The sequence below is a fragment of the Mesorhizobium sp. LNHC221B00 genome (assembly GCF_000502935.1).
In the GTDB taxonomy this organism is placed as follows: domain Bacteria; phylum Pseudomonadota; class Alphaproteobacteria; order Rhizobiales; family Rhizobiaceae; genus Mesorhizobium; species Mesorhizobium opportunistum.
Window position 1 is genome coordinate 479374 of record NZ_AYWR01000001.1, and the last position, 23637, is coordinate 503010.

At 65.1% G+C, this 23637-nt stretch carries 21 protein-coding genes; 14 read left to right on the forward strand and 7 right to left on the reverse strand.

Going from position 1 to position 23637, the window contains the following annotated elements; translation table 11 throughout:
• Positions 1-11 precede the first annotated feature (11 nt).
• Positions 12-1073 carry an agmatinase gene (speB, locus tag X741_RS163930; protein WP_023776078.1) on the reverse strand — a complete coding sequence of 354 codons (1062 nt, stop codon included), beginning with the start codon at positions 1071-1073 and terminating at the stop codon, positions 12-14.
• A gap of 212 nt (positions 1074-1285) precedes the next feature.
• On the opposite strand from speB, the gene gcvA reads away from it, so the two are divergent.
• The 8 genes from gcvA (at position 1286) to X741_RS163890 (ending at position 10309) form a co-directional block, all read left to right on the forward strand.
• Complete coding sequence (gene gcvA, locus X741_RS163925) at positions 1286-2260, forward strand: transcriptional regulator GcvA (RefSeq protein ID WP_023776079.1); 975 nt, start codon at positions 1286-1288, stop codon at positions 2258-2260.
• A 135-nt stretch (positions 2261-2395) separates the two neighbouring features.
• Positions 2396-3700, forward strand: coding sequence for a nicotinate phosphoribosyltransferase (pncB, locus tag X741_RS163920; protein WP_023776080.1), 1305 nt, complete (start codon positions 2396-2398; stop codon positions 3698-3700).
• A 196-nt stretch (positions 3701-3896) separates the two neighbouring features.
• Positions 3897-5336 carry a hypothetical protein gene (locus X741_RS163915; protein WP_023776081.1) on the forward strand — a complete coding sequence of 480 codons (1440 nt, stop codon included), beginning with the start codon at positions 3897-3899 and terminating at the stop codon, positions 5334-5336.
• 153 nt (positions 5337-5489) lie between these two features.
• Positions 5490-6794 carry an ABC transporter substrate-binding protein gene (locus X741_RS163910; RefSeq protein WP_023776082.1) on the forward strand — a complete coding sequence of 435 codons (1305 nt, stop codon included), beginning with the start codon at positions 5490-5492 and terminating at the stop codon, positions 6792-6794.
• Between the two features lie 218 nt (positions 6795-7012).
• Positions 7013-7894, forward strand: a complete 882-nt coding sequence (locus tag X741_RS163905) for a branched-chain amino acid ABC transporter permease (RefSeq protein WP_023776083.1) — start codon at positions 7013-7015, stop codon at positions 7892-7894.
• A complete protein-coding gene (locus X741_RS163900) occupies positions 7891-8853 on the forward strand; it encodes a branched-chain amino acid ABC transporter permease (protein ID WP_023776084.1) in 963 nt (320 codons plus the stop codon). The genes X741_RS163905 and X741_RS163900 overlap by 4 nt, the downstream gene beginning before the upstream one ends.
• Positions 8850-9575 (forward strand): ABC transporter ATP-binding protein, encoded by a 726-nt coding sequence (locus X741_RS163895; protein WP_023776085.1) that lies wholly within the window; start codon positions 8850-8852, stop codon positions 9573-9575. Before X741_RS163900 ends, X741_RS163895 begins: the two co-directional genes overlap by 4 nt.
• Positions 9576-9586: 11 nt before the next feature.
• Positions 9587-10309, forward strand: coding sequence for an ABC transporter ATP-binding protein (locus X741_RS163890; protein ID WP_023776086.1), 723 nt, complete (start codon positions 9587-9589; stop codon positions 10307-10309).
• Here X741_RS163890 and X741_RS163885 read toward each other — a convergent pair whose 3' ends face one another.
• Both X741_RS163885 and pncA read right to left on the reverse strand, forming a co-directional pair.
• Entirely contained in the window at positions 10310-11692 is a 1383-nt protein-coding gene (locus X741_RS163885) for a sodium:proton antiporter (protein WP_023776087.1), read from the reverse strand.
• Between the two features lie 220 nt (positions 11693-11912).
• Positions 11913-12527, reverse strand: a complete 615-nt coding sequence (gene pncA / locus X741_RS163880; protein WP_023776088.1) for a bifunctional nicotinamidase/pyrazinamidase — start codon at positions 12525-12527, stop codon at positions 11913-11915.
• 257 nt (positions 12528-12784) lie between these two features.
• Between pncA and X741_RS163875 the strand changes: the two genes are divergently transcribed.
• The 6 genes from X741_RS163875 to X741_RS163850 are packed head-to-tail and all read left to right on the forward strand — an operon-like array spanning position 12785 to position 19915.
• Positions 12785-13639 carry a xanthine dehydrogenase family protein subunit M gene (locus tag X741_RS163875; protein WP_023776089.1) on the forward strand — a complete coding sequence of 285 codons (855 nt, stop codon included), beginning with the start codon at positions 12785-12787 and terminating at the stop codon, positions 13637-13639.
• Positions 13640-13656: 17 nt separating this feature from the next.
• Complete coding sequence (locus X741_RS163870; RefSeq protein ID WP_198023924.1) at positions 13657-16464, forward strand: molybdopterin-dependent oxidoreductase; 2808 nt, start codon at positions 13657-13659, stop codon at positions 16462-16464.
• Complete coding sequence (locus X741_RS163865) at positions 16461-18002, forward strand: hypothetical protein (RefSeq protein ID WP_023776091.1); 1542 nt, start codon at positions 16461-16463, stop codon at positions 18000-18002. The genes X741_RS163870 and X741_RS163865 overlap by 4 nt, the downstream gene beginning before the upstream one ends.
• Entirely contained in the window at positions 18002-18886 is an 885-nt protein-coding gene (locus X741_RS163860; RefSeq protein ID WP_023776092.1) for a thiamine biosynthesis protein ApbE, read from the forward strand. The genes X741_RS163865 and X741_RS163860 overlap by 1 nt, the downstream gene beginning before the upstream one ends.
• A complete protein-coding gene (locus X741_RS163855; RefSeq protein ID WP_023765485.1) occupies positions 18879-19463 on the forward strand; it encodes an amino acid synthesis family protein in 585 nt (194 codons plus the stop codon). Before X741_RS163860 ends, X741_RS163855 begins: the two co-directional genes overlap by 8 nt.
• Entirely contained in the window at positions 19460-19915 is a 456-nt protein-coding gene (locus X741_RS163850) for a MarR family transcriptional regulator (RefSeq protein ID WP_023765484.1), read from the forward strand. Before X741_RS163855 ends, X741_RS163850 begins: the two co-directional genes overlap by 4 nt.
• 46 nt (positions 19916-19961) lie before the next feature.
• Here X741_RS163850 and X741_RS163845 read toward each other — a convergent pair whose 3' ends face one another.
• From X741_RS163845 to X741_RS163830, 4 genes are all read right to left on the reverse strand, one after another.
• Positions 19962-20963 carry an LLM class flavin-dependent oxidoreductase gene (locus X741_RS163845; RefSeq protein ID WP_023776093.1) on the reverse strand — a complete coding sequence of 334 codons (1002 nt, stop codon included), beginning with the start codon at positions 20961-20963 and terminating at the stop codon, positions 19962-19964.
• Entirely contained in the window at positions 20960-21793 is an 834-nt protein-coding gene (locus X741_RS163840) for an arylamine N-acetyltransferase (protein ID WP_023776094.1), read from the reverse strand. Before X741_RS163840 ends, X741_RS163845 begins: the two co-directional genes overlap by 4 nt.
• 72 nt (positions 21794-21865) lie before the next feature.
• Positions 21866-23035, reverse strand: a complete 1170-nt coding sequence (locus tag X741_RS163835) for an AI-2E family transporter (protein ID WP_023765481.1) — start codon at positions 23033-23035, stop codon at positions 21866-21868.
• 123 nt (positions 23036-23158) lie between these two features.
• The coding region (locus X741_RS163830; RefSeq protein ID WP_023776095.1) for an LLM class flavin-dependent oxidoreductase at positions 23159-23637 on the reverse strand (479 nt) is incomplete at its 5' end.

Consider the following 23637-nt stretch of genomic DNA (forward strand, 5'->3'; position numbering starts at 1 on the left):
GTTTTCGAACGTCAGGCGTTCTTGCCAGTAATTGCGGGGCTGAACACCATCAGGCTCAATATCTCGAACAGCACCTGGGCGGCGGCATGGGCGGTGTTGGTGGTGGCGTCATATTGCGGCGCCACCTCGACGACGTCGCCGCCGACAATGTTAAGGCCTTTGAGGCCGCGCAGCAGTTCCAGCACTTCGCGCGTGGTCAGACCGCCGACTTCCGGCGTGCCGGTGCCCGGCGCGAAGGCCGGATCGACGCTGTCGATGTCGAAGGACACATAGGTCGGACCGTCGCCGACGATCTTGCGCGCTTTCTCGATGATGGCCGGGATGCCGAGCCCGGTCACCTCCTCGGCGTGAACGACCGTCATGCCGGACTCGTAGGTGAACTCCCACAGATACTCGGCCGAGCCGCGGATGCCGATCTGGATGGTGCGGGTCGGGTCGAGCACGCCGTCGAGCACCGCGTTGCGGAACGGACCGCCGTGGTGGAACTTGGTCATGTCGAACAGGCCGCTGGTGTCGCAATGGGCATCGATGTGGATCAGGCCGACCGGCGCTTTCTTGCCGACGGCCTTCAGGATCGGATGGCTGATCGAATGGTCGCCGCCGACCGACAGCGGAATGACGCCGGCATCGACGATCTGGTTGGTACGGCGTTCGATGTCCTCATGGCTGGTCTCGAGCCGATAGCGGCTGCGGAAGGGCGTATCGCCGATGTCGGCGACCCTGAGTTCATGGGTCGGCGCGCATTCCAGCACGTGATTGTAGGGGCCGATGCGTTCGATGGCCCGCAGCGCCCTCGGCCCGAAGCGCGAGCCCGGCCGGTTGGTGACGCCGAGGTCCATCGGCACGCCGATCATCGCCACCTGCAAATCGCCGAAATCCGGATTCTCGGCCGCTATCTCGCGGTAGGGCGCGGCAAGGAAGGTCGGGATGCCGGCATAGGGCGCAAGCCGGGTGCCGCTCTTGGAAAAGATCTTGTCGGCGACCTTGCGGAACTTCGGGTCGAACATCTCGCCGCCATGGCTCTCGCCATATTTCCGACGCAACGCGTCGAGCTTGCCGCGATCGTAACCCATATCCGCTCCTCCTGGGCTGATGCAGTGCGGCCCGTCGACGATCCGATGCGAACTGGCCGTCATCCGGCCGGGTCGGCTGTCCCGCTGGCTGCCTGCAGATTTGACGTCTTGGTGCTATTCCGTGCCAAAGTGTCCGGCAGCCGCCTTGAAAAAGCAATTGATATTGTTAGGGTGTTTTCTGTGAGAAAAACTCACAAAGTTTAGAGTGCTAGATGGCCAAGCGCCTGCCACCCCTGAACCCGCTGCGCGCCTTCGAAGCAACGGCGCGCCATGGCTCGCTGACCAAGGCGGCGAGTGAGCTCAACGTCACGCATGGCGCCGTCAGCCACCAGATCAAGGCGCTGGAGCAGTCGCTCGGTGTCAAGTTGTTCGAGCGGGTCGGCCAGCGGGTCAAGCTGACACCGCATGGCGCCGAACTCCTGCCGGCGGTATCGACCGCCTTCGACGGCATCGCCGCCGCCACGCAGCGGCTGACACGGCCGGCAAGCAGCGGCGCGCTGTCGGTGTCCTGCGTGCCGGCGCTGCTGCTTTTGTGGATGACGCCGAGGCTGGGCAGCTTCACCGCGCAATATCCCGACATCCAGCTGACGCTCATCCCCTCCAACGATGCCAGGGATATCCGTGCGCCGCATATCGATGTCTGCGTGCACTATGGCAACGGAACCTGGACCGATTGCTGGATGCGCAAATGGTCGGGCCTCGAACTGTTCCCGGTGGTCAGCCCGACCTTGACCAACAACCGTCCGATCCGCAGCGTCAGGGATCTCGCCGACCATGTCTTCCTGCATGGCGACGACGGCCGCGAGTGGCACACCTGGCTGGCCGCCGCCGACGCATTGGACCTCGAACGTGGCCGCCGCCATCATCTCGGCGATGCCCGCATGGCGACCGAGGCCGCGGTGCACGGCCATGGCGTGGCGCTGGGCGACTCCGTCACGGCAAGCGCGCTGCTGGCCAGGGGCATGCTGGTCGCGCCGTTCAGCCTGTCCGTACCGGCGGTCGATGAGTTCTACGTCGTCTGCCGCAATGAAATGCGGGCGACGCCGATCGTGCAGGTGTTCATCGACTGGCTGTTCGCCGAGAAGGCCGGGGATGACGGCCGCGCCGGCGCTCCGGTCGCCGGCCGTATCATCAGCCGCCGCAAGCGTCCGGCGCTCAAGGTCATCGGCGCGAAGACCGCGGGTTGAGCCGGCCGCAGATGGCCATACGCAGGCCGTTCTTTTTTTGTCGGGCCAGCCTGAAAGCGGGCAGCGTTTTGGCCAATTCGATGCTATGAGGCCTGTCGCGATTGTGGATGGCAGGCAGCGAAGGCGGCAGCGAGCATGGCAAAAACCGATATAGCGCGGCGCGTCTACAACCACACCTGGAAGCTCGATCCGATCGTGCGCAGCCTGCTCGACACGGATTTCTACAAGCTTTTGATGCTGCAGATGATCTGGGGCATGTATCCCAAGGTCGACACTACCTTCTCGTTGATCAACCGCACGACCTCGGTAAAGCTTGCCGACGAGATCGACGAAGGCGAGCTGCGCGAACAGCTCGACCATGCCCGTACCTTGCGCTTCTCCAAGAAGGAGATGATCTGGCTCGGCGGCAACACTTTCTACGGCCGCAAGCAGATCTTCGAGCCGGAGTTCCTTGCCTGGCTGGAAGGCTTCCGGCTGCCCGACTACGAGCTGTCGAAGCGTGATGGCCAGTATGAGCTGACCTTCAGCGGGCCATGGATGTACACCACGCTGTGGGAGATCCCGGCGCTCGCCATCATCAACGAGCTTCGGTCTCGCGCCGCCATGCGGGCCTTCGGGCCCTTCGCGCTCGATGTGCTCTATGCCCGCGCCAAGGCCAAGATGTGGGCCAAGACCGAGCGGCTGAAGGCGCTGCCCGGCATCCGCATCTCGGATTTCGGCACGCGCCGGCGGCATTCCTTCCTGTGGCAACGCTGGTGCGTCGAAGCGTTGAAGGAAGGCATCGGCGAAGCCTTCACCGGCACCTCCAACGTGCTGCTCGCCATGGACAACGATCTCGAGGCGCTCGGCACCAACGCGCACGAGCTGCCGATGGTGTTTGCCGCCCTTGCCAACTCGGAAAAAGAGCTGAGAGAGTCGCCCTACAAGGTGCTGCAGGACTGGCAGCGCTACTATGGCGGCAATTTGCTGATCGTGCTGCCCGATGCCTTCGGCACCGCCTCGTTCCTGCGCGACGCGCCGGACTGGGTCGCCGACTGGACCGGCTTCCGCCCCGACAGCGCGCCGCCGATCGAGGGCGGCGAGAAGATCCTGTCCTGGTGGCGCGAGAAGGGCAAGGATCCCAAGCAGAAGCTTTTGATCTTCTCCGACGGGCTCGAGGTCGAGACCATCGAGGAGACCTACCGCCACTTCAAAGGCAAGGTGCGCATGTCCTTCGGCTGGGGCACCAATCTGACCAATGATTTCGAGGACTGCGCACCGATCGAAACCAACAGGCTGGACGCCATATCGCTGGTCTGCAAGGTCACCGAGGCCAATGGCAGGCCTGCGGTGAAGCTTTCCGACAACCCGGCCAAGGCGACCGGGAACCCTAGGGAGATCGAGCGGTATCTCAGGATTTTTGGCGAGAAGGATCGCGTGGAGCAGCTGGTCAAGGTGTGAGGGGGGCGGGGCTTCCGACATCGCCATATGAGCCTCAAAGTTGGATAGGCTGAGTTCCTTGGCGCCCCCCTCTGTCCTGCCGGACATCTCCCCCTCAAGGGGGGAGATTAGACTTGGTCTCTGCTTTCGCCAATCTCCAACTCTTGGTGAATGGCGCCAACAGACCGTTCAGCCGATCTCCCCACCTGTGGGGGAGATGTCCGGCAGGACAGAGGGGGGCGCCGTAGAGCGCTACCATCTGCTGTTGGCGTTATTATCTGCGGCGCTGTTGGCCCTCCTCCCCACCCCCGCCTTCGCCCACGCCTCCGACCGTGGCCACGTTCTGCTCTTGCCGACCGGCTATTATCTCGCCGGCGGCGCTTTCGCCGTGGCCGTCAGCTTCCTCGTGCTGGCCCTGCTGCCGCACGTGGCTCTCGACAAATTCTGGCGTCGGCGCTTGCAACTCTTCACCGTCAGCGACGGGGCGCGCACCGCCGTCAGCCTGATATCCTTTGCCGGCTTTGCAATTCTCATTGCCGCCGGCCTGTTCGGCAGCCGCGACCCGCTCTCCAATCCGCTGCCGCTGCTGGTCTGGACGCTGATGTGGGCCGGCCTCACGCTGCTGCAGGGCGTGTTCGGCGACCTTTGGTCATGGCTCAATCCCTGGTACGGGCCTTGGCGTCTGATCTCAGGTCTCTTGCGCGCGGGCGATGAAGGGATACTGCGGCTTCCCCGATGGCTCGGCTGTTGGCCAGCCGTCATCCTGTTTTTCGCCTTTGCCTGGTTCGAACTCGTCGATCCTGCACCCGACGATCCCGCGCGGCTTGCCGTTGCCGCCGGTGTCTATTGGCTGCTCACCTTCCTGGCCATGCTGGCATTCGGCTATCGCGGCTGGAGCCGCGGCGGCGAATTCCTGACGGTCTTCTTTTCGATGGTGGCGCGCTTCGCGCCCGTCGAGCGCAACGACGCCGGCCGGCTCGCGCTCTGCTGGCCCGGCGCAAAGCTGCTCGCCGCCGAGCCGTTGCCGCCCAGCGGCATCGCCTTCCTGCTGCTTGCGCTGTCGTCGGTGTCCTTCGATGGCCTGTCCAAAACCTTCTTCTGGCTAGGCCTGTTCGGCGTCAACCCGCTCGAATTCCCCGGCCGCACCGCCGTGATCGGCAGCGGCACTTTCGGGCTCGTCCTGACGTTCCTGCTGCTGGCGGCGATTTTTCTTCTTGCGGTCTGGCTCGGCCAGCGACTTGCCGGTCTCGATCGGCCATTTGGCCAGGCGGCAGGCCTGTTGGTCTGGTCGATCGTGCCGATCGCGCTTGCCTATCATGTCGCGCACTACCTGACGGCACTGCTGGTCGACGGCCAGTATGCGTTGGCCGCCCTGTCCGATCCGTTCGCGCTGGGCTGGAACCTGTTCGGCACCGCCGAAATGCAGGTCGAGGCCGGCATCGTCGCTGGCGCCGGCTCGGCCTGGTGGCTGTGGAACGTCCAGGCCGGCGCCATTATCCTTGGCCATGTGCTCGCCGTCCTCGTCGCCCACCGGCTTGCCTGGCGTCTGCATCCGCGGCCTGCCCGCGCCGCGCTCAGCCAGTTTCCGCTCACGCTGCCGATGATCGCCTACACCGTCTTCGGCCTCTGGCTGCTTGCCACGCCGACAGTTGGATGAGAAAAGAGCGGCCCCGATGTCGTTGGGGAAAGCTCGCTTGCTACATCAGGGCTTTGGTGATTTAGTTTGTACACATGCAATTTCGGCCCTCCGACAAGGGCGGCCCGCCGCGCTACAGCCATAGGTCAAAACTCAAAAAACAGGGGAACTGCCGTGACTGACAAGAATGGGTTTTTCGATCTCTCCAAAACCACGCTCTCTCGCCGCACGGCGCTGAAGGGCCTCGCCGCCGGCGCCGGCTTGACGCTCGCTCCCGGCTTCGTGCGCTACAGCCAGGCGCAGAGTTCGGCGCCGATCAAGATCGGCTTCCAATCGCACCGCACCGGCATTGGTGCCGCCTATGGCCGCTGGTACGAGAAGACCACCGCCGCCGCAGTGAAGGCGATCAACGCCGCCGGCGGCATCAACGGCCGCCAGGTCGAGGTCATCATCGAAGATGACGGCACCGACCCCGGCCGTGGCGCCGAGGTGGTCGGCAAGTTCGCCACCCAGCACAAGACCGACGTCGTCTTCGGCACGCTGTTCTCGCACGTCGTCATCGGCTCGGCGCCCGCCGCCGGCGAAAACAAGATGCCCTATTTCGTCGTTAGCGAAGGCCACCACGTCGCATCGACGAAGCTTAACCGCTATGTCTTCCAGCCCGGCATCACCGATGTGAAGAGCCAGATCCAGTCGATGGCGCCGTGGATCGCGGCCAATGCCGGCAAGAAGGTGACCCAGATATTCCCCGATTTCGCGTTCGGCTACGACCACCGCGACTACCTGCCGCCGGCGCTGAAGGCGCAAGGCGCAGAGGTCATCGCACAGATCGCCATCCCGCCGACGGAATCGTCCTTCACCAAATATTTCCCGCAGATCCCGGCCGAGACCGAAGTGATCTACCACGTGATGGTCGGCCCGGCGGTGCTCACCTTCGTCAAGGAACTCGGCGAATTCTACGGCTCCAACCGGCCGCAGCTGTTCGGCTTCATCGATTCGCTCGAGGCCACCGACATCAACAGCCCCGGCCTGGAATTCCTCGACGGCAGCCATTTCTGGGAAGGCTCGCCGCGCTACGCGCAGCCCGATGACAGCGAAGCGCAGAAGGCCTATCGCGCCGCTGTCGGCATCGACGACAATGGGGCGGCCGTCGGCGACCCCAAGGACGTCTCCACCGCCGCGCACATGTTCGGCTGCTGGGAGACGCTCTATGTCGTCAAGAAGGCGATGGAAGACGCCGGCTACAAGGGACCGGAGGACCGCGCCAAGCTGGTCGAGGCAACCGAGGCGCTGACCGCCTTCGCCGAAGGCCCGGAGCACCCGCAGGGGCCGAAAACCTTCAACGGCAAGATCCACCAGTGTTTCGGCATCCAGAACATCTCCAAGGTCGAGAGCGGCAAGCTCAAGGTCGTGCACAAGACCAAGATCGAGGACGGGCTTTACGAGGCCGAGGGGGATTATACGACGCAGGCGCTGTAGACCCAGCTTTGCCTGTAAGCGTGAGCGCCAAGGCACCCCCCTCTGGCCTGCCGGCCATCTCCCCCGCAAGGAGGGAGATTGGCTGTGTCCACCGGATTCGCCAATCGCCAAGGTCAGTAGGTGGCCGCCTTCGCGGAAACTGCCAATCTCCCCCCCTGCGGGGGAGATGCCCGGCAGGGCAGAGGGGGGTGCCTCGCGCATCCGCTGGTGTCTAGCCGATGCACTTCGGACCCCATCTCCTCCTCGCCGCCCTCGAAGGCCTTGTCACCTCCGCCGTGCTGGCGCTGACTGCGCTTGGGCTGTCGCTGGTGTTCGGAGTCATGCGTGTCGTCAATGTCGCGCATGGCGAGTTCTTCATGCTGGGCGCGGTGCTCGCCTGGGCGATCTCGACGGCGATCGGCGGCCATCCGGCGCTCGGTTTCCTGGCGGCATTGGTGATCGCGCCGCTGATCGTCGGCGCCATTGCGCTCGTCGCCGAGCGGCTGGTGCTGCGCCGGCTGAACTACAATCCGGAAGCCACGATCGTTGCCACCATCGGCATGCTCTACATCATCCAGCAGCTGGCACTGACCTTCTACGGTCCGGAGGCGCGGCCGGTGGAGCCGCCCTTCAATTACCGCATCCTTTTGCCGTGGTTCGGCTATTCTGGCTACAAGCTGTCTGTCGTCGCCGCTTCCGCGCTCTTGCTGATCGCGACCTGGCTGGTGCTGACGCGCACCAAGGCCGGCCTCGTCATGCGCGCCACGCAGTATGACAGCGAGACGGCGCAGGCCTTCGGCATTCCTGTCGGCCGCGTCTATGGCGGCGTCTTCGCTCTCGGCGCCATGCTGGCGGCCATCGCCGCGGTGCTGATCGTGCCGATCAGCCAGGCGCATTACCTGATGGGACAGGATCCGCTGCTGTTGTCCTTCATCGTCGTCATCATCGGCGGCCTCGGCTCGTTGCGCGGCACGGTCGTCGCCGCCGTGCTGATCGGCATGTCGGACGGCATCATCTCGATGTTCTTCTCGCCGACGCTGGCCAAGATCATCGCCACGCTGCTGGTCGCCATGGTGCTGGTGTTCCGGCCGCAAGGCTTGTTCGGGACGGCATCGCGATGAGTGAAGCTTCGCCGGCTAAGGCCTACGCGATCCACCTCGGCGTGATCGCGCTGCTGTTCGTGCTTAGCTTCGTGCTGCCCGACTACTATCACGGCCTGCTCGCCCGCATCCTGGTGCTGGCGGTGTTCGCCATGGGCTACAATTTGCTGTTCGGCTATGTCGGCCTGCTCAGCCTCGGCCATGCGATGTTCTTCGCTGCCGGTCTCTATGGTGCTGGCCTCGCCGTCATCCAACTCGGCTGGAACGTGCCGCTGGCCTTCGCCGCCGGAATTGCCTGCGGCGCCGTGCTGGCGCTGGTGATCGGCCTTCTGGCGCTGCGCACCACCGGCGTCGCCTTCATGATCGTCACCATGATGTTCGCGCAGGTGTTTTATCTGCTCATCCTCTACTTCGCCGTGTGGACCGGGGGCGACCAGGGCCAGGTCGTGCCGCAGCCGGCACGCGTGCTCGATCTCGGTGCGACCTCGCTCGACCTCACCAATCCGACGGTGCGCTACATGAGTGCGCTGACGCTGTTCTCGCTCGTGCTCATGATCACGCTGGCCATCGTCCGATCCCGCCATGGCCGCGTGCTGGTCGCCATCCGCGAGAACGAGGAGCGGACGAAGATGCTGGGCTACGACACCTTCTCCAACAAGCTCGCCGCCGTCGTCGTCTCCGGCGCGATCTGTGCGGCGTCGGGCGCCGCCTATGCGCTGCTGTTCGGCTATATCGGCTCGAGCTTCGCCTCGGTGCAGTATTCGATCCTGCCGCTGCTGTGGGTGCTGCTCGGCGGCGCCGCCACGACGCTTGGACCGCTGATCGGCACGCTGTTCATGTACTACGTCATCGACATCACCAGCGGCTACACCTCGGCCTATCTGCTGATCGTCGGCATCGCGCTTATCCTGCTGGTGCTGTTCTTCCCGAAGGGCATTCTGGGCAGCCTCCGCCAGCGCTGGCTCGGATGGCTGCCATGACGCCGCTTCTGACGACGAAAGGCCTGTCGCGCAGTTTTGGCGGTCTGCGTGCCGTCGACGGTGTCGATTTCACCCTGATGCCGGGCGAGATCCGCGCCGTGATCGGCCCCAACGGAGCGGGGAAAACCACCTTCGTCAGCCTGGTCAGCGGCCGCATCCAACCGACTTCGGGAGCGATCGTCTTCGATGGCACCGACATCACCGGTCTGCCGGCCTATGTCCGGGTCCGCCAGGGCATCGCCTACACGTTCCAGATCACCAGCGTCTTCGCCAATCTCAGCGCCTACGACAATGTCGCGCTGCCGGTGCAGCGCACGCTGAGCGACGGCCGCTCGAAGGGTGCCGTGCGTGCTGGCGTCATGTCGGCGCTCGAACGCACGGGACTGGGCGATCGCGCCCATATGCCGGCCGGGCAATTGTCCTATGGCCACCAGCGCCTGCTGGAAGTGGCGATGGGTCTGGCGCTGAAACCACGCCTGCTGATCCTCGACGAGCCGACGCAGGGGCTGGCCGACAGCGAGATCGACAATTTTATCGCGCTTGTGCGCGACATAGCCAACGGCGCCACGGTGCTCCTGATCGAGCACAACATGCCGGTCGTCATGCAGCTTGCGGACCGCATCACCGTCTTCAATGCCGGCAAGATCCTGGCCGAGGGCACGCCCGAGGCGATCCGCGAAAACGCTGCGGTGCAGGAAGCCTATCTGGGGACGGCCCCATGATTGAAACGAAGATGACGCAGACCGGCAAGCCAGAAGCATTGCGGATCACGAGACTGGACTGTTTCTACGGCGAGGTCCAGGTGCTCTATGGTCTCGATCTCGTGCTGAACAAGGGCGAGGTTTTGTGCCTGTTCGGCCGCAACGGCGCCGGCAAGACGACGACGCTGAAGGCGATCATGGGACTGGTTACCTCAAGCGCCGGCTCGATGAAGCTCGGCGGCCAGGAACTGACCGGCCTCCCGGCGCATGAGGTGCCGAAGGCCGGCGTCGCCTATGTGCCGCAGGGACGGCGGCTGTTCGCCGAGATGACGGTGGCGGAAAACATCGAGATCGGGCTGATGGCGCGCAGCAAGGGCAAGGACGTGCGGGAAAATGTCCTCGACCTCTTCCCGCTGCTTCGCCAGCGGCTGCGGCAGCGTTCCGGCACCCTGTCGGGCGGCGAGCAGCAGATGCTGGCCATGGCGCGCGCGCTTTGCCTCGAACCGCAGGTGCTGCTGCTAGACGAGCCGACCGAAGGGCTGATGCCGTCGATGATCGCCAAAATCCGCGAGACGGTGGCCAAGCTGCGCGACATGGGCGTCTCGACCATACTGGTCGAACAACGGGTCGACGCGGTGCTGTCGGTCGCCGACCGGGTCTCGTTCATCGAGAACGGACGCAACCGCGAAACCGTGGATGTCGAGGACCTACGCACCGACCCATCGGCGGTCAGGCGCTACGTGGGCGTCGGTTGATCAGCCGAAGAACAGAAAGCCCGCAACCAGAAACGTCGGGATCAGCACCAGGCCGGACCACAGCATGTAGCCGAAGAAGCCCGGCATCCTGACGCCGCGGTGCCGGGCGATGGCATAGACCATGAAGTTGGGCGCGTTGCCGATATAGGTGTTGGCGCCCATGAACACGGCGCCCGCCGAGATTGCCGCCAGAGTGGAGGCGAACTCGGTCATCAGATGCTGGGGATCGCCGCCGGCAAGCTCGAAGAACACCAGGTAGGTCGGCGCATTGTCGAGGAAGGACGACAGCGCCCCGGTCAGCCAGAAATAGGCGAGGTCGTTGGGCTGGCCCGAAGGAGAGCTGACCAGCGACACCAGCGGCGCCAATGCTCCCTCGTGGCTTGCCCTGAGGATGGCGATGACCGGCACGATGCAGATGAAGATGCCGGCAAACAATTTCGCCACCTCCGCGATCGGCCCCCAGTTGAAGCCGTTCGCTTCGCGGTGGCTTTTGTAGGAGAGGGGGAGCGACAGGAGGGCCAGCGCCAGGATGAAGGCGTCGCGCACCAGGTTCTGCAGTTCGAGACCGACGCCGAACACGGAGAAGCTGACGCCTGGCTTCCAGGCTGCCGACAAAAGGATCGCAGCGATGACGCCGGCCAGCAGCGGAAGGTTGGCCAGGCCGCGCAGGCGCACCTTCGTATCCGGCGTCGGGTCCTTGATCTTCGGCGCGCCGGCCTCGCGCCTGTGCAGGACGATGTCGATGACCAGGAACACCGCCAGCACGACGAGACCGACGAAAAGCGTCTCCCGGTAGAGATTGGTCGTTGTCCAGAAGAAATCGACACCGCGCAGGAAGCCGACGAACAGCGGCGGGTCGCCGAGCGGCGTCAGCGAGCCTCCGATGTTGGAAACCAGGAAAATGAAGAAGATGACGACATGGGCGTTGAACGGCCTGTTGTCGTTGGCGCGCAGGATCGGCCGGATCAGGATCATCGAGGCGCCGGTGGTGCCGATCACCGAGGCGAGGATCGCGCCGGCAAGCAGCAGCCCGGCATTGACCAGCGGCGTGCCATGGATGTTGCCGGCAAGCAGGATGCCGCCCGAGATCGTGTAGAGCGCGAACAGAAGGATGATGAACGACATGTATTCGGTGAGCAGCGCATGCAGCACCGCCTCGGTCGCCGAGGGGACGCCGAAGGCCAGCGCCAACGGCACGATCACCAGCGCCGCCCATAGGGCTGTGATCTTGCCGTAGTGATGCTCCCATACATGGTGGAACAGCAGCGGACCGGTGGCGATCGACAGCAGCAGCCCGGCGAATGGCAGCGCCCACCACAGCGACATCGCGGCGCCGGGCAGGCCGTGTTCTTCCGCCGCGAAAGCCGGTGTGGGAAGCAGCATCGCGAAAGCGACTATGGCATATGTGGCCCATAGGGAGATTGGATATAAGAAAGGCCCCCTCATCCGGCCGCTTCGCGGCCACCTTCTCCCCGCTGGGGAGAAGAGAGAAGCGCCAACGCCAGCGGCCTCCTCTCCCCTCGGGGAGAGGTCGGATTGCCCCGAATTGCCCTTCGCAATTCGGTTGGCAATCCGGGTGAGGGGGTTCTTTCCCAAAGGCCTTTCAGTCCGACAACTGGTTTTCTAGCGTCACGCCGGCGTCGCGCATGCGCTGCAGCATGGCATCAAGCGATCCGTTGAGATCGATGCCGCGGCAGGCATCGAGCCGGACCGTGGTCTTGAAGCCATGGCTGACGGCGTCGAGCGCCGAAAAGCCGACGCAGAAATCGGTCGCCAGCCCGACCAGGGTCAGCGTGTCGATGCCGCGTTCCCTGAGATAGCCGGCGAGGCCGGTCGGCGTCTTGTGGTCGTTCTCGAAGAAGGCCGAGTAACTGTCGATGGCGGGGCGAAATCCCTTGCGGATGACGAGCTCGGCCTTGGTCCAGGCGAGGCCGGAGTGAAAGTCCGAGCCGAGGCTGCCCTGGATGCAATGGTCCGGCCACAAAGTCTGCTGCCCGTACGGCATCTCGATCACGGTGAAAGGCTGCGCGCCCGGATGGCTGGAGGCAAAGCTCGAATGGCCGGCGGGATGCCAGTCCTGCGTCAGCACTACATGGTCGGCATGCCGTATCATATCGTTGACCAGCGGCACGATCTCGTCGCCGCCGGCAACCGCCAGCGCGCCGCCGGGGCAAAAGTCGTTCTGCAGGTCGATGACAACAAGCGCTTCGTCGGCCATGGGGCTTTCCTCTTCCGTATGCAGGCTCCAGTGGAAAATGCCGCTGACGCGACCGGACGCAGAAACTTGACCAGATGGCCGCCTGCGTCAACCTCTGGAAGCGTAACAAATGCGTGGAGGCGGAGCCGCCGCAAACTCCGGCTTTGACAATTCCTGCCGGCTTGATATCATTTGCATACGAATGAATTTCCCGGCCCTGCGCTGGAAGGATCTTCGAAGTACCAGCTCTGGAAGGCCTCTTTTCGGTAAGGCAAAGCGTGATCCGTTACGCGAAACCCACCACGGTCGACGAGGCGCTCGCTTTGCTTGGCGAGGGCGCCTGGCGCATTCTTGCCGGCGGCACGGATTTCTATCCGGCACAGGGCAGCAAGCCGTTCCGCGACAATGTCCTCGACATCAACGGCCTGACGGTGCTGCGCGGTATTGCCGAGACGGATGGCCACTTTGTCATCGGCGCGCGCACGACGTGGACCGACATCATCCGCCACCCCTTGCCGCCGGCCTTCGATGCACTGAAACAGGCAGCGCGCGAGGTCGGTTCGGCGCAGATCCAGAACGTCGCCTCGGTCGCCGGCAATCTTTGCAACGCCTCGCCGGCCGCCGACGGCGTGCCGGGCCTGCTTATCCTCGACGCCGAGGTCGAGCTGCGCTCGGCGGCGGCGACGCGCCATCTACCCTTGCCGGATTTCATTCTCGGCAACCGCCGCACGGCCCTGCAGCCGGGCGAAATGGTCATGGCCATCCGCGTGCCGAAGCCCGCGGGTACGTCCGCCTTCGTCAAGCTCGGTGCGCGGCGCTACCTCGTCATTTCCATCGCCATGGTGGCGGCGCGCCTGGTCGTTGAGGGCGGCACGGTCACGGGCGCGGCGATAGCTGTCGGCTCGTGTTCGGCCGTCGCCAAGCGGCTTGCCTGTGTCGAGGGGGCGTTGCGTGGGCGGGCAGTGGATGGCGGGCTCGCCGATGCGGTCCAATCCGCGCCAATGGCCGAGCTGTCGCCGATCGCCGATGTGCGCGGCAGTGCCGAGTACCGGCTCGACGCGGTGCGCGAAATCGTTGCCCGCGCCGTGCTAACGGCCGCCGGACCGATGAACGACCACATGGTGGCGGCATGAGCCAGGTTCTGCCTGAAATGAGTGAAGCTCTGCCCGATCTGGGTGGCGTTCCGCTCGGCCTCGAACGCGCCGACATCGCCTTCGCGGTCAACGGCGCCGCCGTCTCGGTCAACGTGCCGCCGCTGCGCCGGCTGTCGCAGGTTTTGCGCGACGAATTGCAGCTGACCGGCACCAAGGTCGGCTGCGATGCCGGCGACTGCGGCGCCTGCACGGTGCTGGTCGACGGCGATCCCGTCTGCGCCTGCCTGGTGCCGGCGGCCTCCGCCGCCGGGGCATCGGTGACCACAGTCGAAGGGCTTGCCGATGGCCGGCTGTCGGCCTTGCAGGCCTCATTCCTTGCCCATGGCGCGGCGCAATGCGGGATCTGCACGCCGGCGCTGCTGGTCGCGGCGACGGCGTTGCTGGACAAGAAGGCCAGCCCGACCGAGATCGAGGTGCAGGACGCGCTCGGCGGCATTCTGTGCCGTTGCACCGGTTATCGGAAGATCATCGCGGCGGTGATGGATGCCTCCTTGCAGCCGGCAAGCCTGGATTTCCGCCTGCCTCAGTCCGGCCACGCCATTGGCTCCTCCCCGATCCGGCTCGATGGCGTGCCGAAAGTCACCGGGGCTGAGAAATTCGGCGGCGATGCCTTCCCCGCCGATGCGCTTGCCGTGCTGGTGGTCCGCTCGCCACATTATCACGCCAGTTTTGCCTTCGGCGATCTCGACAGTTGGGCAAAGGCACACCCCGGCATCGTCGGCGTGTTCACGGCGGCCGATATTCCGGGAAAAAACTGTTTCGGTGTTATCAGCCCGTTCGCCGACCAGCCGGCGCTGGCCGACGGATTGGCGCGGCTTCGCGGCGAAGCGGTGGCGCTGGTTGCCGGCGAGCGTGAGGCGATGCTCGATCTCGATTTGTCGGATTTTCCAGTCCGCTGGAGCGAATTGCCGCATTTTCTGCAGCCTGGCGAAGCACAGGCCGAAGGTGCTGCATCAATTCATGAACACCGCCCGGCCAACCTGTTGACCAAGGGCTTCGTCGAGCGTGGCGATCCCGAGGCAGCGCTCGCCAGTGCCGCCGTCACGGTTTCCGGCGCGATCGACACGTCCTATGTCGAGCACGCCTATATCGAGCCCGAAGCCGGCCATGCCTATATGGATGGCGACACGCTGGTCGTCGTCGCCTGCACCCAGGCGCCGTACATGGACCGCGACGAGACGGCGAAGGTGCTCGGCCTTGCCGTCGACAAGGTGCGCATCGTGCCGACGGCGACCGGCGGCGGCTTCGGCTCGAAACTCGATGTCTCGCTGCAGCCGCTGATCGGCCTGGTGGCGCTGAAGACCGGACGGCCGGCAGCACTTGCCTACACACGCAACGAATCAATGATTTCGACCACCAAGCGTCATCCCGCTGAGATGAAGGCGACCATCGGCGCCGATGCCGACGGCCATGTCACCGGCATGATTTTTTCAGGCGATTTCAACACCGGCGCCTATGCAAGCTGGGGCCCGACCGTCGCCAACCGCGTGCCTGTACATGCTTCCGGCCCCTATGCGACGCCGAATTACCGCGCCGAGGGCCGCGCCGTGCATACGCATGGGCCGATTTCCGGCGCCTTCCGCGGCTTCGGCGTGCCGCAGGCAACGATCATGCAGGAGACGCTCTATGACGAGCTGGCCGGCAAGCTCGGTATCGACCGGCTCGATTTTCGGCTGAAAAACTGCCTTCGGAACGGCTCCGAAACGGTTACGGGGCAGAGGCTGGAGTCCGGCGTCGGCATTGCCGAGTGCCTGGAGTCGCTTCGTCCGCATTGGGCACGTGCGATGGCGGACGCGGATGCATTCAACAGCGCCAATCCGGATAAAAAGCGCGGCATTGGCGTCGCCTCGTGCTGGTATGGCTGCGGCAACACGTCATTGCCCAATCCGTCGACCATCCGGGTCGGCATCTCGCCATCGGGCGACGTCATCCTGCACCAGGGCGCCGTCGATATCGGCCAGGGCTCCAACACCGTCATCGCCCAGATCTGCGCCGATGCGCTTGGCCTGCCGCTGGACAAATTCCGGCTGAAGGGCGCCGATACGGCGATCAGTCCGGACGCTGGCAAGACATCCGCGTCGCGCCAGACTTTCGTCACCGGCAAGGCGGCCGAAAAGGCTGGGCGCGCCTTGCGCGAAAAGATCCTGCGTTTTGCCAATGTTTCCGAAAAAGCCACCATGCAGCTCGATGGCGTGGCAATCGTCATCCGCGAGGGCGAGGCCACGCGCCGTATCGATCTCGCCTCGCTCGAGGTGGATGGCGGTGGCTTCGTTTTTCGCGCCGAGGAGACCTACGATCCGCCGACGCTGCCGCTCGATGCCAAGGGCCAGGGCAAACCCTACGCCGTCTACGGCTATGGCGCGCAGATCGCCGAGCTCGAGGTCGACCTCAAGCTCGGCACGGTGAAGCTGATCAAGATCACCGCCGCGCACGATGTCGGCAAGGCGATCAACCCGCTGCTGGTCGAGGGCCAGATCGAAGGCGGCATCGCGCAAGGCATCGGCATGGCGCTGATGGAAGAATACATTCCGGGGCGCACCGAAAACCTGCACGACTATCTCATCCCAACGATTGGCGACGTGCCGCCGATCGAGACCATACTGGTCGAGGTTCCCGATCCCGAGGGGCCGTTCGGCGCCAAGGGCCTGGGCGAGCATGTGCTGATCCCGACGGCGCCGGCGATCCTCAACGCCATCCGCCACGCCACTGGCGTCCTGGTCACCAAGGTTCCGGCGACGCCGACGCGTATCCGCGCTGGCATTCGCGAACAAGATGGCATCCGCGAACAGGAGGCACGCCGATGAGCGAGCTTGCCGAGCGTTTTGAGACGCATGATCCGGGCGAGAAGCTGGTGGCTGAGAAGATCCGCTGCGATGCCTGCCCGGTGATGTGCTACATCGCCGATGGCCGCACCGGCGCCTGCGACCGCTACGGCAATGTCGGCGGCCGCATCGTGCGCATGGACCCGCTGACCATCCTCGATCATGCGGCGGAGACCGGAGCCGCGATGGTGCCTTTCGTCGCCGAAGGCGAAGCGTGGGACGGCGAGTTGGTCAACACCGGCCGCCGCTTCGTCACGGCAATAGGCGCCGGCACCACCTATCCCGACTACAAGCCGGCCCCGTTCATCGTCAGCCAGGAGGTCGAGGGCGTCGATCTGGTGACCGTCGTCACCGAAGGCATCTTCTCCTATTGCGGCGTCAAGGTGAAGATCGACACCGACCGTCATCTCGGCCCCGAAACAGCAATCGTGCGCGCGCAAGGCGAGGCGATCGGTCATGTCACCACGGGCGAATACGGCTCGCAGATGCTGTCGCTGGGCGGCGTGCATCATTTGACCGGCGGCTCCAAGGCGGAGGGGCGCGCCACCTGCGACGCGATGCTCAATCTGTGCAACCGCAAGCCGGTGGAACTGACCATCGACGGCGGCGCCACCATCATCGTCGAAGCCGGCAAACCGCCTGTCATCGATGGCAAGCAGGAACAGCGAATGCGCGTCGGCTGCGGCTCGGCCACCATCGGCATGTTCGCCACGCAATGGCGCGGCCTGGTCGACGAGGTGGTGGTGGTCGACGACCACATCACCGGCGTCGTCTCCGAGCATCAGGCCGGCAAGGTGCTGGGCTGGCAGGATACGGGCATCAAGATCATCGGCCGCCGTTCGACGCCGGGACGCTATTTCAAGGTCTCCGAACCCGGCCTTGGCTGGGGCGGCACCTCGATTTCCGACCCGCTGTCGATCCTCGGCGAATGGAACGCCAAGAAGGGCGCGCGGCCCGGCCTGTCGCTGCTGATGGTTTCGACCACCGGCGAGCAGTTCGCCTATTACGAGCTCGATGACGAATTGAAGCCGGTCGAAAAGCCGTTCCCCGAGCGGTTGCAGAAGTCGGTCGGTCTGATCGAGGACAATTGCGAGCCGGCTTTGTGCACCGTGCTGTTCGTCGGCGGCGCCGGCGGCTCGCTGCGCGCCGGCGTCACCGAAAACCCGGTCAATCTTACCCGTTCGGTGCAAGGGCTGAAGACCTATGTCACGGTCGGCGGCGCGCCGGTCTATGTCTGGCCGGGCGGCGGCATCACGCTGATGGTCGATGTCACGCGGGTGCCCGAAGGCGCCTTCGGCTATGTGCCGACACCGGCGCTGGTGGCGCCGATCGAATTCACCTTGCGCCGCGACGACTACATCAAGCTGGGCGGCTACGAGGCCGAAATCCGCAGTGTCCACGACATCGTTGCCAAGGGCGGCGAATACCTCAATGCGCGCTGCGGTACCGGCGCGCCGGGCAGCAATCCGTGGCCGCCGCTGGCGCAATTGCACCGTGTGCCCGCGAACGGTGCCGGGTGATGCAAGGCCCGCAGGTCCAGTGGCTGCAGGACGGCAAGCGGCTGCACCTCAACCACGGGCCGATCGACCTGATCGTCGAAGCCTTTGGCGAGGCGGATGAGTGCCGTGCCGCCTACGAACAAGCCGTGGCGCGCTTCCAGACGATCCTGATCGAGTTGGTCAAGGAGCTTCCCGAATTGCGGCTGCCGGCATTTTTCCTGGCGCCGCGCGCCTTTGACGGCCCGACCGCGCGTCGCATGGAGGCGGCCGTCATCCCGTTGGCGGAATGCTTCATCACGCCGATGGCCGCCGTTGCCGGGTCGGTAGCCGACGAAATGCTCGCCGCGCTGCTTGCGGGTCGCAAGCTTGATCGCGCCTATGTCAATAATGGCGGCGACAGCGCACTCCATATCGGCAACGGCCTTTCGATGAAGCTGGCGATCGCCGGCACGGGCCACGACATGGCCGACCGGATCATGATCCGCGCGCAGGATGGTGTGCGCGGCGTTGCAACCAGCGGCTGGCGTGGCCGCTCCTTCTCGCTTGGTATTGCCGACGCCGTCACCGTGCTGGCGCGGACTGGCGCCGAGGCCGACGCGGCGGCGACACTCATTGCCAACGCCGTGGATCTGCCCGGCAACCCCGCCATCAAGCGCATTCCCGCAAGCGAACTGTCCCCCGACAGCGATCTCGGCCCGCGGCTGGTGACACAAAACGTCGGCACGCTTGCGCCTGGCGAAGTAGCGCGGGCGCTGGACAACGGCCTTGCTGTCGCCGAAGATTTTCGCCGGCGCGGCCTGATCGCCGGATCGGCGCTGTTTCTTGGCGGTGAGGCCCGCGTCAGCGGCTCCGTTGCGCTTGCGGCGCCCAACGAAAATTCGAGGGAGGAAGTTGCGCATGCCTGAGTTTCCGATCCGCAAGATCGCTGTCCTGACCGAAGAGATCTTTCACGAGGGCGGACCGGCGGCCAAGGTGCCGCGCCGGCGCGCAGCCGCCATGGCGCTGGTGAAAAATCCGTTCGCCGGGCGCTATGCCGAGGAGCTGCAGAGCGCCATGGACGATCTGAAACCGCTCGGCCTGCTGCTCGCCGACCGGCTGATCGCAGCGCTCGGTGGCGACGTCAAGCAGATCGACGGCTACGGCAAGGGCGCCATTGTCGGCATAGCGGGCGAGCTCGAGCACGGCGCGCTCTGGCATGTGCCTGGCGGCTATGCGATGCGCGAACGGTTGGGCGACGCCAAGGCGATCGTGCCGTCGGCCAAGAAGGTCGGCGCTTTCGGCTCGAAGCTCGACGTGCCGCTCGGCCACATCAACGCAGCCTATGTGCGCAGCCATTTCGACGCCATGGAGGTCGGCATCAGCGACGGCCCGCGCCCCGATGAGATCCTGTTCTGCCTGGCCATGACTTGCGGCCCGCGCATCCATAATCGCATGGGTGGGCTGGCGGCCGACGACATCAAGGCATGGGACGGCTTGCGGTGAGCGGCGAGGACAATCTGCTCAAGCTGGTCGAGGTCGAGACGCCGGAGGATTACCTCCTGCAGGAGCAGGTCGGCTTCATCCTGCGCAAGGCGCATCAGCGCCATGTCTCGATCTTCGCCGCGCATATCGGCGACCTGACGCCGCCGCAATTCGCCGCGCTCGCCAAGCTGCGCGACGTCGGCGAAACCTCGCAGAACCAGCTCGGCACGCTGATCGCCATGGATGCGGCGACGGTGAAGGGCGTCATCGACCGGCTGAAGGCGCGCGGCCTGGTCGAGCTTTCCAAGCATGAGGTCGACAAAAGGCGGCTGCTGGTCAACCTGACCGCCGAAGGGCGTGAAGCGATCGAACGCCTGATCCCGCTGGCGCGCGAAATCACCGCGGAAACGCTGGCGCCACTGTCGGCCAAGGAGGCCGCTACCTTCATGAGGCTGCTGGTGAAGCTGGCGTAAGGCTGCCCAGCCCCATTTTTTTCGCACGATCCCGTGCCACGCCGCCTCAGGCCGCCTGCGACAGCGATTTATGGGCCTCCGCCAAAATCTCGAACGACCGCACCCGGGCGGCATGATCCGATATCTGCGCGGTGACCATCAGTTCGTCGGCGCCGGTGCGGCGCACGAACGCATCGATGCCCTGGCGGACCGTTTCGGGAGAGCCGACGACGGCGCAGGACAGCGCCTGGCCAAGCATGGTCTTGGCCATCGGGTCGAGGTCGCGATCATAATTCTCGACCGGCGGCGGCAATCTGCCGGGCCGGCCGGTGCGCAGGTTGACGAAGGCCTGCTGCAGCGAGGTGAACAGCAATCGCGCCTCGGCATCGGTGGGTGCTGCAAAGACATTGAGGCCGAGCATGACATGCGGCTTGTCGAGCTGTTCGGAGGGCTGGAAGCGCGAACGGTAGATGTCGAGCGCGTGGTCGAGCTCCGCCGGCGCGAAATGCGAGGCGAAGGCGTAGGGCAGGCCGAGCATGGCGGCGAGCTGCGCGCCATAGAGGCTGGAGCCGAGGATCCAGATCGGCACGGTCTGGCCTTCGCCGGGCACGGCGCGCAGGCGCTGGCCCTCCTCGGCCGGCAGGAAATAGCCCATCAGCTCGACGACATCCTGCGGGAAATTGTCGACGCCGGCTTCGAGGTTGCGGCGCAAGGCGCGCGCGGTATTCATGTCGGTGCCGGGCGCGCGGCCGAGGCCGAGATCGATGCGGCCGGGAAACAAGGCGGCCAGCGTGCCGAACTGCTCGGCAATCACCAGCGGCGCATGGTTGGGCAGCATGATGCCGCCCGCGCCGACACGAATGGTCCTGGTGCCGCCGGCGACATGGGCGATCACCACGGCCGTCGCGGCACTGGCGATGCCCGGCATGTTGTGATGCTCGGCCAGCCAGTAGCGCTTGTAGCCCAACCGCTCGGCATGGCGGGCGAGATCGAGCGAATTGGACAGCGACTGCGAGGCATCGCTGCCTTCGACGATCGGCGACAGGTCGAGAACGGACAGTTTGGTCATGCGTTGGTCTCCACGATCTTCTTCTCGCGCACCCTGGCCTCGAAGCCGGCACGGTCTGGAATGATGATGCCGAGCTGGCCTTCCAGCGTGTCGGCGAGTTCGGCGGCAGTGGCTATGTCCTTCTGCTCGGTGCGGCCGCCGATGTGGTGGATCGACAGCCGATTGCCGCGCAACGCGTACCGTCGGTCGGGCGCGGCGCGCGCCGCCAGGACAGAGGTGAGGAAATGCGATATCGGGTTAGTCGACAGGAAGTAGCTGGCGATGGAATAGTCGACCTCGTATTGCGGCTGCAGGTCGAAGCGGTAAAGCGAGCGCCAATCGCCGCCAATGGCGGCCTGCAGGCGGAAATGATCGTCAGCCGCGGCGATACGGAAGGTCTCATGCGGGGTTTTCTGGTCGGTGCCGGGCTCCAGCAGCAGCGGTGCGGTCAGGGTCAGGCCGCCGAAGCCGACATCGGCGATATAGGTCCGGCCATCGAGTTCGACGCGCAGCAGCATGTGGCTGCGCGCGGTGATGGCGTCTTCCGCCTGCCCCCAAAGCACGCGCGCGGCAAGGCCGCCAACCTCGAAGCCAAGCGCTTTCAGCGCATGCATGAATAGAAGATTGTGCTCGAAGCAATAGCCGCCGCGCCCGCCAGCGACGATCTTGTCCTGCAGCGCGGCAAGGTCGAGCCTGACCGGGCGGCCGAGAAACGGATCGATGTTCTCGAAGGGGATTGCCTGCGGCTGCAGGAAGTGAAGCGCCTTCAGCGTATCCAGCGAAGCATCCCTGGAACCGGCATAGCCGATGCGGGCGAAATAGGCGTCGAGGTCGAAGGGAGCATCGCTCATCGGGAAGGGCACCGGGCATTGATCGGCCGGATATAGGCATTCGATCCCGGCGCCGCAAACACGGCCAGCCGTTCATGCCGAAGCCTTGCCGTCCTCCTCGGCTGGTTCCTCTTCCACCACGGCGGTGTGCTGCGCGGCGAGAAAATTGCCGACATGGCTGAGCCCGTCGAAATGGTCGCAGAACACCTTGATGACGACCAGCAACGGCACCGCCATCAGGGCGCCGACGAAACCCCACAGCCACGACCAGAAGGCGATGGCGATGAAGATCGCCACGGCGTTGATCTCGAGGCGTCGGCCAACCACCATCGGCGTCACGAACTGGCCTTCGACGACGTCGCACAAAAGCACGAAGGCGGGTGCCAACAGCGCGTAGGAAATGGTGTCGAAGCTGATCAGCGCAATCACCGCGACCAGCACGATGGTCAAGAGCGCCCCGACATAGGGCAGGAAGTTGAACAGGGCGGCGGCCACGCCCCAGACCAGCGGATTGGGCACGCCGAGCGCCCACAGGCCAAGGCCGATGACCGTACCGAGGCCGGCATTGATGACGGTTACGGTGAGCAGATAGTGCGAGATTTCGCGCTCGACGTCATAGACCACGCGCAGCGCCCGCTTCTTCTCGCTGAGGCTGGCGAAAGACTGGATGATCTTCTCGTAGAACATCGTTCCCGAGGCGAGCAGGAACAGCGAGAGCACGAAGATGATGGTGAGGCTGGTTCCCGCCGACAGGATGTTGCTGGCGGCCGCCGACAGGATACCGGACTGCGCCACCGCGACTTTTTGGATGCCGGACTCCTGCGAGGTCTCGGTCAGCTGCTCGATCTGATGCGAAATCTGCATGATCTTTTCCAGCGGGCGCCGCAATTGCGCCAGCCGCTCGGTAAGCTGCTGACCGATCGACGAGGAGTTGTTGATGAGGTCGATGACCGGGCTGGAGAGCAGGTAGCCGGCGCTGGCGAAGACGCAGATCGACAGCAGCACCAGAAGGGTCGCCGAGGCCACTTCGGGAATGCCGCGCTTGCGCAGTATCCGCACGATCGGGGTGAGCGTCAGGGCGAGCAGAAAAGCCAGGATGACCGGCATGAAGAAGGCGCGAGCGAAGTAGAGCGCGTAGATGGCCATGAACAGGAAAATGCCGACCAGCAGCGATCGCATCAGATGCGTGTCGGCGCGCGCCTCGACGCGCGGATCCGGCTCGTCGGCGGCGCCTGCGCCCAAGGCAGCGGGTTCGGTTTTCATGGTCACCCTCGAGCCGTCCACCTCTCCGCGGCCGGCAATTGCCTGCAGGAAACGCGAAGTTCAGGCTGTAGGTTCCATGAGCCGGCTTTGCGAACGGGCGTGGCTGGCGAGCCCGCCCGCCGCTCAGGCGGCGGGTGTTGCCACTACCGGCGCGGACTTCGCGGTTTCCTTGCGCACGATCGGCGCCACCCTGGTGCCGTAGAGTTCGATCGCCTTCATGATCTTGGCATGCGGCATGGTGCCGATCGCCATCTGCAACAGGAAGCGGTCATTGTTGAAGATCCTGTGCTGGGCGACGATCTTTTCGGCGACCTGCTCGGGATTGCCGACGAACAGGGCGCCATTCGGACCGCGCGACTGGTCGAAATGCGCCCGCGATGTCGGGCCCCAGCCGCGCTCGCGGCCGATGCGGTTCATCACCTCGGCTTGCGGCCCGTAGAAATCGTCGGCGGCCTGCTCGGTCGTCTCGGCGATGAAGCCGTGCACGTTGATGCTGGTGGCGAGGCCCGCCGGGTCGCTGCCGGCGCGTTTGGCCGCCTCGCGGTAGAGGTCCAGCAGCGGCGCGAAGCGTGCCGGCTCGCCGCCGATGATGGCGAGCGCCA

Excerpts from the sequence above, each read along its gene's own strand:
- speB (WP_023776078.1), bottom strand. The coding sequence starts at position 1,073 with ATGGGTTACGATCGCGGCAAGCTCGACGCGTTGCGTCGGAAATATGGC.
- gcvA (WP_023776079.1), top strand. The coding sequence starts at position 1,286 with ATGGCCAAGCGCCTGCCACCCCTGAACCCGCTGCGCGCCTTCGAAGCA.
- pncB (WP_023776080.1), top strand. The coding sequence starts at position 2,396 with ATGGCAAAAACCGATATAGCGCGGCGCGTCTACAACCACACCTGGAAG.
- X741_RS163915 (WP_023776081.1), top strand. The coding sequence starts at position 3,897 with ATGTCCGGCAGGACAGAGGGGGGCGCCGTAGAGCGCTACCATCTGCTG.
- X741_RS163905 (WP_023776083.1), top strand. The coding sequence starts at position 7,013 with ATGCACTTCGGACCCCATCTCCTCCTCGCCGCCCTCGAAGGCCTTGTC.
- X741_RS163900 (WP_023776084.1), top strand. The coding sequence starts at position 7,891 with ATGAGTGAAGCTTCGCCGGCTAAGGCCTACGCGATCCACCTCGGCGTG.
- X741_RS163895 (WP_023776085.1), top strand. The coding sequence starts at position 8,850 with ATGACGCCGCTTCTGACGACGAAAGGCCTGTCGCGCAGTTTTGGCGGT.
- X741_RS163890 (WP_023776086.1), top strand. The coding sequence starts at position 9,587 with ATGACGCAGACCGGCAAGCCAGAAGCATTGCGGATCACGAGACTGGAC.
- X741_RS163885 (WP_023776087.1), bottom strand. The coding sequence starts at position 11,692 with ATGCTGCTTCCCACACCGGCTTTCGCGGCGGAAGAACACGGCCTGCCC.
- pncA (WP_023776088.1), bottom strand. The coding sequence starts at position 12,527 with ATGGCCGACGAAGCGCTTGTTGTCATCGACCTGCAGAACGACTTTTGC.
- X741_RS163870 (WP_198023924.1), top strand. The coding sequence starts at position 13,657 with ATGAGTGAAGCTCTGCCCGATCTGGGTGGCGTTCCGCTCGGCCTCGAA.
- X741_RS163865 (WP_023776091.1), top strand. The coding sequence starts at position 16,461 with ATGAGCGAGCTTGCCGAGCGTTTTGAGACGCATGATCCGGGCGAGAAG.
- X741_RS163860 (WP_023776092.1), top strand. The coding sequence starts at position 18,002 with ATGCAAGGCCCGCAGGTCCAGTGGCTGCAGGACGGCAAGCGGCTGCAC.
- X741_RS163855 (WP_023765485.1), top strand. The coding sequence starts at position 18,879 with ATGCCTGAGTTTCCGATCCGCAAGATCGCTGTCCTGACCGAAGAGATC.
- X741_RS163845 (WP_023776093.1), bottom strand. The coding sequence starts at position 20,963 with ATGACCAAACTGTCCGTTCTCGACCTGTCGCCGATCGTCGAAGGCAGC.
- X741_RS163840 (WP_023776094.1), bottom strand. The coding sequence starts at position 21,793 with ATGAGCGATGCTCCCTTCGACCTCGACGCCTATTTCGCCCGCATCGGC.
- X741_RS163835 (WP_023765481.1), bottom strand. The coding sequence starts at position 23,035 with ATGAAAACCGAACCCGCTGCCTTGGGCGCAGGCGCCGCCGACGAGCCG.